The organism is Pantoea sp. PvP021, assembly GCF_054056055.1.
Genome location: NZ_JBSRXX010000001.1, coordinates 372,643 through 390,613 on the forward strand (window position 1 = coordinate 372,643; position 17,971 = coordinate 390,613).

General features: G+C 56.2%; 12 protein-coding genes and 1 tRNA gene. 9 read left to right on the forward strand and 4 right to left on the reverse strand.

Going from position 1 to position 17,971, the window contains the following annotated elements:
- The first annotated feature begins 37 nt into the window (after positions 1–37).
- From tcyJ to ACVKSX_RS01635, 4 genes are all read left to right on the forward strand, one after another.
- Complete coding sequence (gene tcyJ, locus ACVKSX_RS01620; protein WP_031593429.1) at positions 38–838, forward strand: cystine ABC transporter substrate-binding protein; 801 nt, start codon at positions 38–40, stop codon at positions 836–838.
- Positions 838–1,506, forward strand: coding sequence for a cystine ABC transporter permease (tcyL, locus tag ACVKSX_RS01625; RefSeq protein WP_003854540.1), 669 nt, complete (start codon positions 838–840; stop codon positions 1,504–1,506). Before tcyJ ends, tcyL begins: the two co-directional genes overlap by 1 nt.
- Positions 1,503–2,255 carry an L-cystine ABC transporter ATP-binding protein TcyN gene (tcyN, locus tag ACVKSX_RS01630; protein ID WP_010247571.1) on the forward strand — a complete coding sequence of 251 codons (753 nt, stop codon included), beginning with the start codon at positions 1,503–1,505 and terminating at the stop codon, positions 2,253–2,255. The genes tcyL and tcyN overlap by 4 nt, the downstream gene beginning before the upstream one ends.
- A gap of 464 nt (positions 2,256–2,719) precedes the next feature.
- Entirely contained in the window at positions 2,720–3,805 is a 1,086-nt protein-coding gene (locus tag ACVKSX_RS01635) for an acyltransferase family protein (RefSeq protein ID WP_010247569.1), read from the forward strand.
- Between the two features lie 1,588 nt (positions 3,806–5,393).
- On the opposite strand, the gene putA is transcribed toward ACVKSX_RS01635, so the two are convergent.
- A complete protein-coding gene (gene putA / locus ACVKSX_RS01640) occupies positions 5,394–9,341 on the reverse strand; it encodes a trifunctional transcriptional regulator/proline dehydrogenase/L-glutamate gamma-semialdehyde dehydrogenase (RefSeq protein WP_354438257.1) in 3,948 nt (1,315 codons plus the stop codon).
- A 451-nt stretch (positions 9,342–9,792) separates the two neighbouring features.
- Between putA and putP the strand changes: the two genes are divergently transcribed.
- The 5 genes from putP to phoH all read left to right on the forward strand — a co-directional run bounded on the left by putP (position 9,793) and on the right by phoH (position 16,099).
- Positions 9,793–11,277, forward strand: coding sequence for a sodium/proline symporter PutP (putP, locus tag ACVKSX_RS01645; protein WP_060680413.1), 1,485 nt, complete (start codon positions 9,793–9,795; stop codon positions 11,275–11,277).
- Positions 11,278–11,466: 189 nt separating this feature from the next.
- Positions 11,467–12,291, forward strand: a complete 825-nt coding sequence (efeU, locus tag ACVKSX_RS01650) for an iron uptake transporter permease EfeU (protein WP_010258496.1) — start codon at positions 11,467–11,469, stop codon at positions 12,289–12,291.
- Positions 12,292–12,343: 52 nt separating this feature from the next.
- A complete protein-coding gene (gene efeO, locus ACVKSX_RS01655; protein WP_354438259.1) occupies positions 12,344–13,459 on the forward strand; it encodes an iron uptake system protein EfeO in 1,116 nt (371 codons plus the stop codon).
- A gap of 2 nt (positions 13,460–13,461) precedes the next feature.
- Positions 13,462–14,739: an iron uptake transporter deferrochelatase/peroxidase subunit gene (gene efeB / locus ACVKSX_RS01660; RefSeq protein ID WP_228312634.1), complete on the forward strand. Its 1,278-nt coding sequence runs from the start codon at positions 13,462–13,464 to the stop codon at positions 14,737–14,739.
- Between the two features lie 571 nt (positions 14,740–15,310).
- A complete protein-coding gene (phoH, locus tag ACVKSX_RS01665; RefSeq protein WP_010258505.1) occupies positions 15,311–16,099 on the forward strand; it encodes a phosphate starvation-inducible protein PhoH in 789 nt (262 codons plus the stop codon).
- Positions 16,100–16,268: 169 nt separating this feature from the next.
- Here phoH and ACVKSX_RS01670 read toward each other — a convergent pair.
- From ACVKSX_RS01670 to ACVKSX_RS01680, 3 genes are all read right to left on the reverse strand, one after another.
- Positions 16,269–16,356, reverse strand: a tRNA-Ser gene (locus ACVKSX_RS01670).
- A 264-nt stretch (positions 16,357–16,620) separates the two neighbouring features.
- A complete protein-coding gene (gene msrA / locus ACVKSX_RS01675) occupies positions 16,621–17,154 on the reverse strand; it encodes a peptide-methionine (S)-S-oxide reductase MsrA (RefSeq protein ID WP_010670823.1) in 534 nt (177 codons plus the stop codon).
- Between the two features lie 59 nt (positions 17,155–17,213).
- Complete coding sequence (locus ACVKSX_RS01680; protein ID WP_022625495.1) at positions 17,214–17,780, reverse strand: flavin reductase family protein; 567 nt, start codon at positions 17,778–17,780, stop codon at positions 17,214–17,216.
- Positions 17,781–17,971 lie beyond the last annotated feature (191 nt).

The window sequence follows — 17,971 nt, forward strand, 5'->3', positions numbered from 1 at the left end:
AGAACACACACACAATACTGTCAATAATGGGGTGAATATGTCCTTTTCTCGTGCAGGTCGTCAGATGGTGATGGGCGTCATGGCTGTGGCGCTGATTGCTGGCGTCAACGTTAAAACCTTTGCAGCGGAAAATCTGCTGAACAAAATTAAAGAGCGCGGCACGCTGCTGGTGGGTCTGGAAGGCACCTATCCGCCATTCAGCTTCCAGGATGAAAAGGGCAAGCTGACCGGCTTTGAAGTGGAATTCGCGGAACAGCTGGCACAGCACATGGGCGTCAAGGCGAGCCTGAAACCGACCAAGTGGGACGGCATGCTGGCCTCACTCGACGCGAAGCGCATCGATGTGGTCATCAACCAGGTCACCATCTCTGATGAGCGTAAGAAGAAGTATGACTTCTCCACGCCATACACGGTCTCCGGCATTCAGGCGCTGACCATGAAAGCCAATGCGAACACCATCACCAAACCTGCTGACCTGGCCGGTAAAAAAGTGGGCGTCGGTCTGGGCACCAACTACGAGCAGTGGCTGCGTGAGAATGTGAAGGGCGTGGACATCCGTACCTATGATGATGACCCGACCAAATATCAGGATCTGCGCTCTGGCCGTCTGAATGCCATTCTGGTTGACCGTCTGGCTGCGCTGGATCTGGTGAAGAAAACGGGCGATACCATGGCGGTCGCGGGCGATGCGTTCTCTCGTCAGGAATCGGGCGTGGCGGTACGTAAAGGCAACGACGACCTGCTGAAAGCGATCGACCAGGCCATTGCTGACATGCAGAAAGATGGCTCGCTGAGCAAGCTGTCTCAGAAATGGTTTGGCGCGGACGTGACGAAATAATGCAGGAAAGTCTTCAACTGGTGCTGGATTCAGCACCTTTTTTATTAAAAGGCGCGCTGTTTACGCTGCAGCTCAGCATCGGCGGCATGTTCTTTGGCCTGCTGCTGGGCTTTATTCTGGCGCTGATGCGTCTGTCGCGCTTCTGGCCGGTTCGCTGGCTGGCACGAATCTATGTCTCGATCTTTCGTGGCACGCCGCTGATCGCCCAGCTGTTTATGATCTATTACGGCCTGCCGCAGTTTGGCATTGAACTGGATCCGATCCCCTCCGCGATGATTGGTCTTTCCCTGAATACCGCAGCCTATGCCTCAGAGTCACTGCGTGGCGCGATTTCATCGATTGAGCGCGGGCAGTGGGAAGCGGCGGCAAGTATCGGCATGACGCGCTGGCAAACCCTGCGCCGGGTGATCCTGCCACAGGCAGCCCGCACCGCGCTGCCTCCGCTGGGCAACAGCTTTATCAGCCTGGTAAAAGATACCTCGCTGGCGGCGACCATTCAGGTACCGGAGCTGTTCCGTCAGGCGCAGTTGATCACCTCACGCACGCTGGAAGTCTTTACCATGTATCTGGCAGCCTCGCTGATCTACTGGGTGATGGCAACGGTGTTATCTGCGTTGCAGAACCGGCTGGAACAGCATGTTAATCGTCAGGATTCGGAGTCGAAATGAGCGCCATCGAAGTCAGAAAGCTGGTGAAGTCTTTTAACGGCCAGACGGTGCTGCACGACATCGACCTTGATGTGGCCGCCGGTGAAGTGGTGGCCATTATCGGCCCCAGCGGATCAGGTAAAACCACGCTGCTGCGCAGTATCAATCTGCTGGAAGTGCCGGATAGCGGCACCATCCGCGTTGGAGAGATTACCGTTGATGCGGCGCTGGCACAGAGTAAGCAGAAAGAGCAGGTGCGTCGTCTGCGGCAGCAGGTCGGATTTGTCTTCCAGAACTTCAATCTGTTTCCGCATCGTTCAGTGATGGAGAACATTATTGAAGGGCCGGTTATCGTTAAAGGCGAAGCGAAAGCGGATGCGGTAGCCCGCGCCCGCACGCTGCTGGAGAAGGTCGGGCTGCACGGCAAAGAAGAGAGCTATCCGCGCCGTCTGTCCGGCGGGCAGCAACAGCGCGTGGCGATTGCGCGTGCGCTGGCGATGCGGCCGGAAGTGATCCTGTTTGATGAACCGACCTCGGCGCTGGATCCGGAGCTGGTGGGCGAGGTGCTCAGCACCATTCGCGCGCTGGCCGAAGAGAAACGCACCATGGTCATCGTCACGCATGAGATGAGCTTTGCCCGCGATGTGGCTGACCGCGCCATTTTTATGGATCAGGGGCGGATTGTGGAGCAGGGCGAAGCGAAAGCGTTGTTCAGTAACCCTCAGCAGCCGCGCACCCGTCAGTTCCTTGATAAATTTCTGAATCAGTAATCCACACTGCCTTCCCAGGAAGGCAGTTTTAACCTGTTTAAAACCCTCATTTTTTAAGCTGCCACTGGCTATGGTCACGTTATTAACAGGCGCAGTATCATAAATAACTCTGCTGCTGTTAAACCTTTTGGCACATCTGACAAATCTTTTCTTTTCATCGGGGATATATTGGCTTTTCCCGTTGCCACTTTCTCTTAATTATATTTTCTGAATTATGAAGCAACATTATCCTTTAAACAGGCTGCGGCACTGCTAATTAGTGTGTTGCGTCGATATTAATAAGTGTAAGGAAACGTTCCGCTGAGTAAATAACTGTGGTAACAGGGCCACTCAGCGGCTTTTAAGAGTTTCGCTACATTCATCACCGGTTCAATGGCGAATAATTGCCGGATAATCATAAAAGCAATACTGATTTCCTCGCTTTTACTTTCCAGCATTCTGACCTACACAGCAGGAGTCATTGAATGAACCAGACTAAGTCAGATCAGATATTGTGGGTAGATACCCTGAAGGGCGCCTGCATATTACTGGTGGTCCTGTACCACACAGTTTTACCCGGCTTTGAAGGGACGATGAAATATCTCTCTGCCGGATGGATCCCCGCCGAAATATGGATACAGTTTAATACGGTACTGTCGCCGCTGCGTATGCCCGCCTTTTTCTTCGTCTCGGGATTACTGGCGACCAATGGCATTCTGAACCGGCCCTGGAAGCAGGTATTTACCAGTCGCATTACCAATCTTTTTTATCTCTATATTCTGTGGGGGTTTATTCAGTGGTGGTCAATTATCGGTATCTCTACTGAAATTACCGGCCAGCGTATTTCGCAGAACCTTAATGCCGCCTATGCGGGTTCGCTATTCGAGTTTCTCAAGCTTACCTTTATGGCTATGAGCACCTCGTGGTATCTGTATGGGCTGGGACTCTATTTCCTCTGTGCCAAAGTTTTCCGTCAATATAAGCTGGCCCTGGTGGCGGTGGCGATCCTGCTGAATTATCTGGCGGCAGAAAAAGTGATCCCGTTCTGGGGACCACAGAGCCTGGCCCAATATTTTGTGTTCTTCCTGCTAGGGGCATTCTGGAGCCAGACGATGCTGCGCCTGAGTGAATGGCGGCGTGAGAATCTGATGCCCTGGGCGCTTCTGGCGGCAGCCGCCGGGATTCATGTGCTATTCGGTCTGGATAAGAGTCTGTTCCTGTGTGTACTGGCGGTGTTATTCAGTATCGCGGCTTGTCGCTGGCTGAATCAGCACTTCAGCATGCGCTATCTCAACTGGGTTGGCCGCAATACGCTGCAGATTTACGTCATCCACCGTATTTTTATCGAGTTCTTTGGTATGTCTGCGATTCTGTTCGCGCAGCGGCATCATCTGTTCGAGCAGGCGTGGTTTTCGTTTCTCTGGGCCTGTTTCTATCCGGTGGCCATCGTGGGGCTTTGCTCGCTCTGTTCAGTGGCAATCTGGTCGCTGACCAATCGCGGAGTCGGGCAGTCGCTGTTTGTGTTCCCGACGTTAATGAAAAGGGCGCCTGGCGGCGCGAGCGGTGGGTAAGTTACGCTTAGCAGCGGGGAAGTTACGCTTTGCAGCGGGCTTGCACTGAGCGGGTTTCGCCCGCCAGGCGATGGGGAGTTTCATGTCACTTAGCCGCGCGTTAGCACTGAGCGGGTTTCGCCCGCCAGGCGTTTGGGAGTTTCAGGTTGCCGGTGCAGGCGGCCGCGTCAAGGGGCGGACGCCCGCCCCTTAACAATCCCGGCGTCCGGCTGCCTGCGCGCCCCGCTGTGCGGGGGACCTTCGTCACGCCCTGCGGCCGACGGACCGTCCGGACTCGCCATCCCTGGCTCGTACCGTCCTTTCGCCGACGTCCTGTCGGCTCATCCTGGCCTCCGGTTGTTCCTCAGCGCTGCGGACGCCTCTGGTAAGCCCCTGCCGGTGGGTTTGTCACCCGGACTGGCTGGGCTCAGGCCGCTGAAAGCGTGGAAAGATTCATAAGGTTTCGCTTTGCAGCGGGCTTGCACTGAGCGGTTTCGCCTGCAAGGCGATGGGGCGTCTTAGTTCACTTAGCCGCGCGTTAGCGCTGAGAGGGTTACGCCCGCCAGGCGATGGGGAGTTTCAGGTTGCCTGTGCAGGCGGACGCGTCAAGGGGCGGACGCCCGCCCCTTAACAATCCCGGCGTCCGGCTGCCTGCGCGCCCCGCTGTGCGGGGTGCCTGCGCGCCCCGCTGTGCGGGGTGCCTTCGTCACGCCCTGCGGCCGACGGACCGTCCGGACTCGCCATCCCTGGCTCGTACCGTCCTTTCGCCGACGTCCTGTCGGCTCATCCTTGCCTGCGGTTGTTCCTCAGCGCTTCGGACGCCTCTGGCAAACCCCTGCCGGTGATTTCTTTGTGTTTTCTTTAGTGCAGCGTTGTCTGGTGCCCCGAAAGCCAGTCTCAATTCCGAAATCTCACCGCAACACTCTGAGTGACCTGAAAACGAGATAACAGCGGTTAGTTTGAATGCCACTCTGTCTGCCGACCCAAAAGTCAGAGGCAATCCCAGAAAACCACAGCGATAAAGCACTCAACATAAAAAGCAGAGATAACAGCGGGTGGGTTGAATAACATTCGGTCTGCTGAGCAAAAATTCAGAGGCAATCCCAAAAAATTACAACGATAAAGCACTCAACATAAAAAGCAGAGATAACAGCGGGCGAGTTGAATGCCATTCTGTGTGCTGAGCCGAAAGTCATAGGCAATTTCCAAACTCACAGCGACAGCGAACCCAACATAAAAAGAAAAGATAACAGCGAGGGGGTGGGGAGGCCGTCAGAACCGCTGAGCGGATGAGGGATTTCAGGACGAGCGACAGGGATGTCGCGAAGAGGCGGGCTCGCGCCAGGGATGGCGCGTCCCGCTGGTCCGTGAGAAATCCTGAAGTAGCGAAGGAACCGCGAAGCGGCGGTGAAGCAGGCCGGAGCCCGGGGTCAAGGGGGCGCGGCGACTGGCGCCCCCTTGTCGGTCGCCTGCAGAGGCGAATCTGAAACTGCCTGGCTTACCAGGCGAACGAAACCTTCTCATAGCCCGTTCGCGCAGCGAACAATCCCAGCTTCAGCGCTGCACCTCAGCCCATTCGCGCAGCAAACAACCCCCTTAAGCTTCAGCGCTACCCTATGGTCATCAGGCTAGCATTACCGCCTGCCGCAGCGGTATTCACACTCAGCGAACGCTCAATCAGCAGACGTTCCAGCAGCAGATTGGTCTCGCCGCGGGCAAAGCCCTGCACCGACACAATCGCACCTTCACGTGCGGCAATCTGTTCACACAGGGTACGCAGCTGATCGGCATCGCCGTGATAGATCACTGCATCAAACTCTGCTGCTAACGGGTCACGCGCCAGCGTGATGCGCGCTTTCACTGCATCCGGCAGCGAGGCCAGCAGGGCGCGATGCAGCTCATCATCCTGCCACAATGCTTTACTGCCGACGCTGGTCACCGCGGCCAGCTGGATTAACGCATCCTGCTCGTTATCAGCCAGACAGAGCACCTGATCACGCGGCAACAGTGAGAAGGTATTGCGCTCGCCTGTCGGGCCAGGCAGCAGACGGACCACGCCCGCCTGGGCCAGATCGCCATAGTGCTGGCAGAGTTCAGCCAGTTCAGGCTTATCCTTAGCCCAGTTGCTAAGTGCCAGATGCGGTGCCAGCAGTGACTGACGCAGCGAGCTGTCCGCCGGGCGTTCTGCATCCTGACGATCAAAAGTCAGACGCAGCGCACTATCCGGACGATGCGCCAGCAAGCGGTAAAGATAGAGTGGACCGCCGGCTTTCGGACCGGTACCGGATAAACCCTCGCCACCAAACGGCTGTACGCCGACCACCGCGCCCACCATATTGCGGTTGACGTAGAGATTGCCGACTCGGGCGTTCGCCGTGACCTGTGCAATCGTTTCGTCGATGCGGGTATGTACGCCCAGCGTCAGGCCATAGCCGGACGCATTGATCTGCTCAACCAGCTGCGGCAGGTTATTGCGGGTGAAACGCACCACGTGCAGCACCGGGCCAAAAATCTCTTTATCGAGATCGCTGACCTGACCCAGCTCAATCAGTGTCGGTTTAACAAAGGTACCGCTATTCCACTCTTTGCTGTCCTGCGGGTTATCCTGCACCGCCTGATAGACCGTGAAGCCTTTATTACGCATCGCCTGAATATGGCGATCGATATTGGCTTTCGCTTCGGCATCAATGACCGGGCCGATGTCGGTCGAGAAGCGTTCCGGATTGCCCATGCGGCACTCCGCCATCGCGCCGCGCAGCATCTTCAGGGTATGGTCGGCGACATCTTCCTGAATGCAGAGCAGGCGCAGGGCAGAACAGCGCTGTCCGGCACTGTCGAAGGCAGAGGCGACGATATCGATCACCACCTGCTCAGTCAGCGCGGAAGAGTCGACGATCATCGCATTCATCCCGCCGGTCTCAGCAATCAGCGGCACAGGACGACCGTGCTGGTCAAGGCGACCCGCCAGATTACGCTGCAGCAGTGTCGCCACCGCAGTTGAACCGGTAAACATCACGCCACGCACCCGAACGTCACCGGTCAACTGTGCACCAACGGTTTCACCCTGGCCAGGCAGCAGTTGCAGCACGCCTGGCGGCACACCCGCATCCAGCAGGATCTGAACCGCCTGGGCGGCAATCAGCGGTGTCTGCTCGGCCGGTTTGGCCAGCACGCTGTTGCCCGCTGCCAGTGCAGCCGCAATCTGACCGGTAAAGATCGCCAGCGGGAAGTTCCATGGACTGATGCAGACCACCGGGCCCAGCGGACGATGGGTTTCGTTGTCGAAATCGTCACGCACCATTCCGGCGTAGTAATAGAGGAAATCAACCGCTTCGCGCACTTCCGCGATGGCGTTGTTGTAGGTTTTGCCCGCTTCACGCACCAGGATGCCAAGCAGCTGCTGCATCTGGCCTTCCATGATCTGTGCGGCGCGTTCCAGAATGGCGGCACGCTCCTGCGGTGGTGTGGCAAACCAGATTGGCCCGCTGTTCACCGCGGCATCCAGCGCCACAGAAACTTCCTGCTCTGTGGCTTCACGGACCTGACCTACACGGTCGCCAGGCGCTGCCGGGTTCAGAATGTCGCGCAACTCGCCGGCACCCGCTTCACCGTCGATCATCGGCTCGGCCAGGCAGGGCTGTGCGGCGCTGCTCAGCAGGGCGCTGGAGAGTGAGGCAAGGCGGTGTTCGTTGGCCATATCCAGACCCGCAGAGTTGACGCGGTTATCGCCATACAGATCGCGCGGCAGGGGGATTTTCGGATGCGGCAGACCAATGGCGCCTTCGCTGGCTCCCAGTTTCTCCACCGCGCTCACCGGATCGGCCACCAGTTCATCAATCGGCAGCGAGGTATCGGCAATGCGGTTAACAAACGAGGTGTTGGCCCCGTTTTCTAACAGGCGGCGCACCAGATAGGCCAACAGGGTTTCATGGGTACCGACCGGCGCATAGATACGGCAGGGACGATTAAGCTTGCCGTCCGCCACTTTGCCGACCACCTGCTCATAGAGCGGTTCGCCCATGCCGTGCAGGCACTGGAACTCATACTGACCCGGATAGTAGTTGTTGCCCGCCAGCTGATAAATCGCCGCCAGGGTGTGGGCGTTGTGGGTGGCGAACTGCGGATAGATCAGGCTTGGCACGGCCAGCAGTTTGCGGGCACAGGCCAGATAAGAGATATCGGTGTAAACCTTTCGGGTGTAGACCGGATAGCCTTCCAGTCCTTCCATCTGGGCGCGCTTGATTTCGCTGTCCCAGTACGCGCCTTTCACCAGACGAATCATCAGGCGACGGCGGCTGCGCTGCGCCAGATCGATCAGCTCATCAATCACAAACGGACAGCGTTTCATGTAGGCCTGAATCACAAAACCAATGCCGTTCCAGCCTTCCAGCTCTGGCTCGAAACAGAGTTTCTCCAGTAAATCCAGCGACAGTTCCAGCCGGTCCGCCTCTTCTGCATCGATGTTGATGCCGATGTCATAGGAGCGGGCCAGCAGCGTCAGCGATTTCAGAATAGGGTAGAGCTCTTCCATCACGCGCTCATACTGCGCCCGGCTGTAGCGGGGATGCAGTGCTGAGAGCTTGATAGAGATGCCGGGACCTTCATAGATGCCACGACCATTCGACGCTTTACCAATGGCATGGATCGCCTGCTGATAAGAGAGCAGATAGGCTTTGGCATCGCCTGCCGTCAGGGCCGCTTCGCCCAGCATGTCATAGGAGTAGCGGAAGCCTTTCTCTTCCAGCTTGCGGGCGTTAGCCAGCGCTTCGGCAATGGTTTCACCGGTGACGAACTGCTCGCCCATCAGACGCATCGCCATATCCACGCCTTTGCGGATCAGCGGTTCGCCACCCTTACCGATAATGCGGTTAAGCGAGCTTGAGAGATTCGACTCGTTGTGGGTCGAGACCAGACGGCCGGTGAACAGCAGGCCCCAGGTCGCCGCGTTGACAAACAGTGACGGGCTGCGTCCCAGATGTGACTGCCAGTTGCCGTTGCTGATCTTGTCGCGGATCAGCGCATCGCGCGTTGGCTTGTCGGGAATACGCAGTAGCGCTTCAGCCAGACACATCAGCGCCACACCTTCATGGGAGGAGAGTGAGAACTCCTGCAGCAGGCTCTGCACCATGCCAGCGCGTCCGGTTGCCCCTTTCTGGTGCCGCAGCTTGTCGGCGAGCTGGTAAGCCAGCTGATGGGTTTTCTCTGCCAGCGCCGCCGGTAAACGTGCCTGTTCAAGCATCATTGGCACCGCATCAGTCTCCGGACGACGCCATGCGGCGGTCACCGCTGAACGGGTCACTGACTGAGGTAAAATCTGCTCTGCGAAATCAAGGAACGGCTGGTGCGTCTCCTCTGGCTGGGTGTCGTCGGACTCTGCGGCCGCCTGAGCAGAAAGCGGGATCTCCGGCACGGTATCGCCGGTTTCCAGCTGGCCCAGGTAGTTAAAGATCGCCTGTTTAATCAGCCAGTGTGGCGTGCGATCGATGCGCTGCGCAGCCAGTTTGATGCGCTCGCGTGTCGCGTCATCCAGTTTTACACCCATGGTGGTTGTAGCCATGACTCCAGAGCTCCTTGATAATGGTTCGATACGGCGTTGGCTGCACTATCACTTAAGTTGCAACTTTGTGCAACCGTGTTAAATGTGAGCCAGTTAACACCCTTTTAACGTCGACGATTGTTAAATCCCGCAATGCGGCACGGATATTGCTGCAAGATCCTCGCCAGGCTGGCAGACCCGATGAAAAGCGGGTTTCAGACAGGTAATACGACGGTGCAACCGGATAACTGTGAGCGAGTGCAACCTATGAGCACGTTTTCACAAACGGTTAGTGAAATCACTGTAACGCCTGTGTTAAATCCATTGTGCGCACAACGCCTTTCCGGCAGGATACCGCGCCGCTGGGAAATGAGTGACGCCCTGACGAAGAAAATCGGCCCGCTTTGCCCCGTTCCGGCAGGCGGGTAGCTGGCGATTTCTCTGGGATATCAAATAATAAGTGGAGAGACAGATGAGTGTAAGTACACCTTTGCTGGTGACCTTTTTGGTTTATATTCTTGGGATGGTATTAATCGGGTTTGTGGCTTATCGCTCGACCAAAAACTTTGATGATTACATCCTCGGTGGCCGCAGTCTGGGTAGCGTGGTCACGGCACTCTCTGCCGGTGCATCCGATATGAGCGGCTGGCTGCTGATGGGCTTACCGGGTGCGATCTTCATCTCCGGTATCTCTGAAAGCTGGATTGCGATTGGCCTGACGATCGGTGCCTGGCTGAACTGGAAAATCGTGGCCGGTCGCCTGCGGGTTCAGACTGAACATCACAACAACGCCCTGACGCTGCCGGACTTCTTTACCAGCCGCTTTGAGGACCACAGTAAAATCCTGCGCGTGATCTCCGCCATTGTGATCCTGGTGTTCTTCACCATCTATTGCGCCTCAGGCGTGGTAGCCGGTGCGCGTCTGTTTGAAAGCACCTTTGGTATGAGTTACCAGACCGCTCTGTGGGCGGGTGCAGCGGCGACCATTCTCTATACGCTGGTGGGCGGTTTCCTTGCGGTGAGCTGGACCGATACCGTTCAGGCGAGCCTGATGATTTTTGCGCTGATCCTGACGCCGGTGTTTGTGATTATCGCGGTCGGCGGCTGGTCTGATTCGCTGGCGGTGATTGAAGCGAAGAGCCTGGAAAACCTCGACATGCTGAAGGGACTGAACTTCGTTGCGGTGATCTCCCTGCTCGGCTGGGGCCTGGGCTACTTCGGGCAGCCCCATATTCTGGCGCGCTTTATGGCGGCAGATTCGCATCGTTCAATCCGTACCGCTCGCCGTATCGGTATGACCTGGATGGTGCTCTGTCTGGCCGGTGCCGTGGCGGTGGGCTTCTTCGGTATCGCCTGGTTCCAGAACAACCCGACGCTGGCGGTTGGCGTTAACGCCAATGCGGAGCGGGTCTTTATCGAGCTGGCGCGTATCCTGTTCAACCCGTGGATTGCCGGTATTCTGCTGTCAGCGATCCTGGCAGCCGTGATGTCAACGCTGAGCTGTCAGCTGCTGGTCTGCTCCAGCGCCCTGACCGAAGATCTCTACAAAGGCTTACTGCGTAAAAATGCCAGCCAGAAAGAGCTGGTATGGGTAGGGCGTCTGATGGTGCTGCTGGTGGCGCTGATTGCGATCGCGCTGGCGGCTAACCCGGAAAACCGCGTGCTGGGCCTGGTGAGCTACGCCTGGGCGGGCTTCGGTGCGGCGTTTGGTCCGGTGGTACTGTTTGGTGTCTGCTGGAAGCGGATGAACCGCAACGGTGCGCTGGCGGGCATGATCGTCGGTGCGCTGACCGTGCTGGTGTGGAAACAGTATGGCTGGCTGGGACTGTATGAAATCATCCCGGGCTTCATTTTCGCCAGCATCGCCATTGTGGTGTTCACGCTGATGGGCCGTGAGCCATCAGCAGAAGCGCAGCAGCGCTTTGCCGCTGCAGAGGCGGAGTTCCAGACAAAATAAGCGAGGCGTTAATCGCCTGGCCCGTCCCGAAAGGGGCGGGCTTTTTTGTTACAAAGATAAACCACTCAAAGATGAAATTATCTCCACCGGCAACTTGTTTTTTTTTCAGCGATAATGATAATCGGTATCGTTTACACTTTACCTTATTTTACTGTTTATTGACGCTGCTTAACATTCAAGAGGTTGGCGATGTTTGTTCCTTTTCTCATCATGCTACGCGAAGGGCTTGAAGCCGCGCTGATAGTCAGCCTGATAGCCAGCTATCTCAAACGCACCCAGCGTACCCAATGGTTTCCCGCGATGTGGGCTGGCGTGTTTATTGCCGCCGGGCTCTGTCTGGGCCTGGGTCTGTTCATCAATGCCACCACCGGTGAGTTCCCGCAGAAAGAGCAGGAGCTGTTTGAGGGCATCGTGGCGCTGATTGCAGTGGTGATCCTCACCTCAATGGTTTTCTGGATGCGCAAAGTCGCCCGCAACATCAGGGTCGAGCTTGAACAGGCGGTCGATCAGGCGCTGCAACGCTCAGGTCGTGGCGGTCTGGCACTGGTGCTGATGGTGTTTCTTGCCGTGGCGCGCGAAGGGCTGGAGTCGGTGTTCTTCCTGCTGGCGGCGTTTACCCAGGATGTCGGTTATGCGCCGCCGATTGGCGCGGTGCTGGGTCTGGCAACCGCGGTCGTGCTGGGCATGCTGCTCTACTGGGGCGGTATCCGTCTTAACATGGCCCATTTCTTCCGCTGGACCAGCGTATTCATCCTGTTTGTCGCCGCGGGTCTGGCAGCGGGCGCCATCCGCGCCTTCCACGAAGCGGGTTTATGGAATCGCTTTCAGGATGTCGCCTTCGATCTCAGCAATACCTTATCGACCCATTCGCTGTTCGGCACCCTGCTGGAAGGGGTGCTGGGTTATCAGGAGTCCCCAAGCGTCAGTGAAGTGACCGTTTACTTTGCCTACCTGATCCCGGCGCTGATTCTGTTCTTTATGCCTGCGCGTTCTGCTGCGTCGGCCACTGTGTAATTTGACATTTAACGGGCGCATCTTACGCCTGCAACATGATAGGGAAAGAGAGATGACAATGCGTTTCCGCCGCAAGGCACTGCTGCTTCCTCTGCTGGCGATCTCCGCAACGGCGGCCGCGGCGGTTCCTCAGGTTACCGTAAGCGTCACCGACAAGCAGTGCGAGCCGATGAGCTTAACGGTCAAGGCCGGTAAGACCCAGTTCCTGATTAAAAACAACAGCCAGAAAGCGCTGGAGTGGGAGATCCTCAAAGGCGTGATGGTGGTTGAAGAGCGTGAGAATATCGCGCCGGGCTTCAGTCAGAAACTGACCGCCAATCTGGAGGCGGGCGAATATGAGATGACCTGTGGGCTGCTGAGCAATCCAAAAGGCAAGCTGATCGTGCAGGCAGGTGAGGGCGCGGCGAAAAGTGGCACCTCAGCACGTATGCAGCTGGAAGGCCCGATCACCGAATATAAAGCCTATGTGACCGACCAGGTGAACCAGCTGGTGAGCAACACCCAGGCCTTTACTGACGCCGTTAAAGCGGGTGATGTTGAAAAAGCCAAATCGCTGTTTGCTCCGACCCGTCAGTATTATGAGCGCATTGAGCCGATTGCTGAGCTCTTCTCCGATCTCGACGGCAGCATTGACGCCCGTGAAGATGACTATGAGAAAAAAGCGGCCGATCCTAAGTTCACCGGTTTCCACCGTCTGGAGAAAGCGCTGTTTGCTGATAACAGCACGAAAGGCATGGCGGACTACGCTGAGCAGCTGAATAAAGATGTGAAAGATTTGCAGGTGCGCATCAGCGAACTGGCCTTCCCGCCAGCCAAAGTGGTCGGCGGCGCAGCCGGCCTGATTGAAGAGGTCGCTTCCAGCAAAATTTCCGGTGAAGAAGATCGCTACAGCCGGACTGACCTGTGGGACTTCCAGGCGAACATTGATGGCGCGCAGAAAATCGTTGAGCTGCTGCGACCCATGGTAAGCAAAGCCAATCCGCAGTTGCTGGCCAAGGTTGACGCCAACTTCAAAAAAGTGGATGCGATCCTGAGTAAGTACCGCACCCAAACCGGTTTTGAATCCTATGAGAAACTGACCAGCGCCGACCGTAACGCGCTGAAAGGACCGATCACCGCACTGGCGGAAGATCTTTCATTACTTCGTGGCACCCTGGGTCTGGATTAATCATGAGTCGCAAGGAAGATGACGCGCAGCCTGCGCGTCGTCGGTTACTTAAAGGGCTGGGGCTGCTGGGTGGCGCGGCAGCGCTGGGCGGCGGCTGTCCGTTCCATGCAGCCGCCGCCGACAGCTTTTCGCCGGGGACGGTTACGCCGCAGGCCCGACAGCAGATGCAGCCGTTTTATGGTCAGCATCAGGCGGGTATCACGACGCCACAGCAGGCATCGATGATGCTGGTGGCGTTTGATCTGCTCAGCAGCGATAAAGCGGAGCTGGTGCGTCTGTTCCGGTTGCTGACCCAGCGTATCGCTTTCCTGACCACGGGCGGTCCGGCACCGGTAGTCACCAATCCGCGTTTGCCGCCAATGGATTCCGGCATTCTTGGGGCGACTATCGCGCCTGATAATCTGACGATTACCGTGTCGGTCGGCAACTCACTGTTTGACGAACGCTTTGGTCTGGCGCCGCACAAACCGAAAAAATTGCAGCCGATGACTCGCTTTCCCAATGATTCGCTGGATGCCAGTCAGTGTCATGGCGATCTGCTGTTGCAGCTCTGTGCCAACACTCAGGATACGGTGATTCATGCCCTGCGGGATATCATCAAGCATACGCCTGACCTCCTTGGCGTACGCTGGCGGCGTGAGGGCTTTATCTCCGATCACGCCGCGCGCAGTCAGGGGCAGGAGACCCCGATCAACCTGCTGGGTTTCAAAGATGGCACCGCCAATCCGGATACCCACAACCCTGCTCTGATGAATCAGCTGCTGTGGGTGACCGACGATCAGGACGAACCGGTCTGGGCGCGCAATGGCAGCTATCAGGCTGTACGGTTAATCCGCTTTCACGTCGAAATGTGGGATCGCACGCCGCTGGGCGAGCAACAGACTATCTTTGGTCGCGAGAAATTAAGTGGCGCGCCGCTGGGGATGCAGCATGAGCGCGACGTTCCGGATTACGCCCGTGATCCGGACGGCGAAGTGATTGCGCTGGATGCGCACATCCGTCTTGCCAATCCCCGCACACCAGAGACGGCAAGCAGCCTGATGCTGCGGCGCGGCTACAGTTACTCCGCGGGTATCTCTGCATCGGGACAGCTGGAGATGGGGTTACTATTCGTCTGCTATCAGCACGATCTGGAACGCGGCTTTCTCACGGTGCAGCGGCGCCTGAACGGCGAAGCGCTGGAAGAATATATCCGGCCTTTTGGTGGCGGTTACTTTTTTGTTTTGCCCGGTGTACCAGACGCCAGCCGTTATTTAGCGCAGTCGTTGCTGGAAGCCTGATTAAAATTCAACCACTGTGGGCGTACCTGTTCTGGTCGCCCACGTTTTACGGTTTTCGTGCTTTGCTGACTGAGGTTAAACTGAGTTTTAGCGGTTGTCTGGCATATATAAAATAAGCTAATGCACTGTAGTTAAAAGATTTTACATTTTGCCTTAAAAGAAATACATACACGTGATTAGCAATTCTTTTGCCAGCAGGTAAAATTACTATTGCAAAGGCCCAACAAAATGGTGCACTTTATTAAACAGGCGTAATCGGATGTGTTGATGTATCACACTGGAGTTCGCGCATGGGTCGAGTCTTTAATGGAAAGTCACTGTCAGTAAATAGATTGCGCCTGACCGCGAGGGCAATTCTGCCTCGTTATTTCTTCCTTCCTTCAACCATCTCTTTTGTCTTATCGCATCCTGTTTTATCCGGTGTTCAGCTACGCTATTGCGCTGCTGCATACCCACTATCCTGTCCTGTCATGGCTCAAAAGGAAGCCAACTGAAACCTCTAAAGCGTTCACGTTATCGCAACGGGCCACCGGCCTGACGCAGGAAATGAAACCAACTGAAAGGTGCCACTATGGGAAGACAGAAAGCAGTGATCAAAGCGCGTCGTGAAGCAAGAAGAGTGCTTCGTAGTGACTCAAGAAGTCATCGTCAGCGTGAAGAAGAGTCGGTCACTTCGCTGGTGCATATGAGTGGACTGGATGCCATTGGCATGGCGCGCGATACGCGTGACCGGTTGCCGATTGAAGCCCGTAATGAAGCTCAGGCGCACTATCTTAACGCCATAGAGAGAAAACAGCTGATCTTCGCAACCGGTGAAGCCGGGTGCGGTAAAACCTGGATCAGTGCCGCAAAAGCGGCTGAGGCCCTGATTAATAAGGATATCGACAGGATTATCGTTACGCGCCCGGTACTGCAGGCAGATGAGGATCTGGGATTCCTTCCCGGCGATATTTCTGAGAAATTCGCGCCTTATTTCCGCCCGGTTTATGACATTCTGGTTAAACGTCTTGGCGCATCCTTTATGCAATATTGTCTGCGTCCGGAAATTGCCAAGGTAGAGATTGCACCGTTCGCCTATATGCGTGGTCGCACTTTCGAAAATGCTGTGGTAATTCTGGACGAGGCGCAGAACGTCACCGCCGCGCAGATGAAAATGTTCCTGACCCGACTGGGCGAAAACGTCACGGTCATTGTTAACGGCGATATTACCCAGTGCGACTTGCCCGCTGGGGTGCCTTCCGGTCTCGCAGACGCGCTGGCGCGTTTCGAAGAGGACGAGATGGTTGGCATTGTACGCTTCGGCAAAGAAGATTGTGTGCGTTCTGCGCTGTGTCAGCGCACCCTGCACGCGTATAGCTAGCGTTTGATTGAGTAGAAGTGTAGCGCCCAAACCCGGCTCCGGCCGGGTTTTCTTATTGTGGGGCAGGACTGCGCCCGCGGTCGTTCCCCGGCGGGGGTTATCACACTCTCTCAGCGTGAAATATGCAAAAAAAAGAGCCTGAACAAAAGTTCAGGCTCTTCTTTGAAGATGGCGGTGAGAGAGGGGTTCGAACCCTCGATACGTTGCCGTATACACACTTTCCAGGCGTGCTCCTTCAGCCACTCGGACACCTCACCAGATTTACTTCGCTGACCGCGATGGGTCAACGGGGCGGTACTATAGGGAGTCGACTGAAAACGGTCAAGCACTATTTTTCTCTTTTGATCTATTCGCTTAAGCTCTGAACGAATTGATTTACTGCGGCATAAAACCCGCCGTTTTATCGGCCACATCCCGCCAAACTGATGAGCCCGGTCAGGTGAGTTTTATAGCAGCAAATAACTCGGGGCGGCGTTCTCAGCCTCGTTACTGGTCAGACGCTGCCCCGACTGATGCCGGAATCAGCTCTTTACTCTGTTAGCGAAACTTTTCCGCAGCTTCTGCAATTTCGGTGGAATGACCGCCATGCAGTAGCCGTTGCGCTGGCCCGCGCCTTCCCAGTAATCCTGATGATAAGCTTCAGCGGGATACCACTCTTTCAGCGGCTCAATGGTGGTCACCACCGGCACATCATGGTCAGCCTGAGCGCGGGCAATGGCGGCGCGTGCTTCCGCTTCCTGCTCTGCATTGGCCGGGAAAATGGCGGAACGATACTGGGTGCCAATATCATTACCCTGACGGTTAAGCTGGGTCGGATCATGCGTCACAAAGCTGATATCCAGCAGATCGCCAAAGCTGACTTTATCCGGGTCGAAGCCAATGCGGATCGCTTCCGCATGACCGGTCGCACCGCTGCAGACCTGCTCATAAGTCGGATTAGGACGAGCACCGCCGGTATAACCGCTTTCTACCGACTCTACGCCGATAACATCCTTAAATACCGCTTCGGTACACCAGAAACAGCCGCCAGCGATAACTGCGTATTCGATTGCCATAATAATTTACTCCTGTCAGGTCGAAAGAGGTGAATGGGGGCGCAGAAGAGCGCTTTCAACTAGATCAGCATCTCCGGTTTAAAATCGCCGCTCTTATCCAGTATTTTGTCGCTCATCACGCTGAACCGGCCTTCGCCAGTGTAGTGCAGGGTAGTGGGGTATTCCGGCTGCTCGGCAACGTGCGCTTTAACAATCTCAAAAATAAACAGGTTGTAGTTAGCGACCATCGAATCGTCATAAAGCTGACACTCAAAGCTGGCAAAACATTCGGCAATCATCGGCGCGCCAACCACCTGAGCGGGTTCCGGCGTCAGGCCAAATGCCTCAAACTTATCAATGCTGTCACCGTGGCTGTTGCCGATTGCCACAACTTCATCAATCAGCGAGGCAGAAGGAATGTTCAGCACGCACTGACCGCTGTTGCGGATAAGCTCATGGCTGTGGTTCATACCGGCAATCATGCAGCCAACCAGTGACGGAGAAAACTCCAGCACCGTGTGCCAGCCGAGCGTCATGATGTCATGTTGATCTTTGTACTGCGAACTGAGCAGCAGCACCGGTCCGGGCTCAAGGTATTTGCGGGCTTTGCTGACCGGAAAAGCATATTTGTGCATGCGTTGGCTCATGGCGTAACTCCTGAAACGGAACGTAGCCATTAAGTGTAGAGCACCGGGCGGATGCAGCAGGCGTGTCAGCGGGCAGAAATGCGAGGTTGATGGCGGCGTCTGGCAGCGCAGACATTTTTAGCGGCAGTGTCGCGAGCTTAAGGTTTCCTTAATATGCAATCGCGATACTGCCTGCTTTAACTGAGGATGAT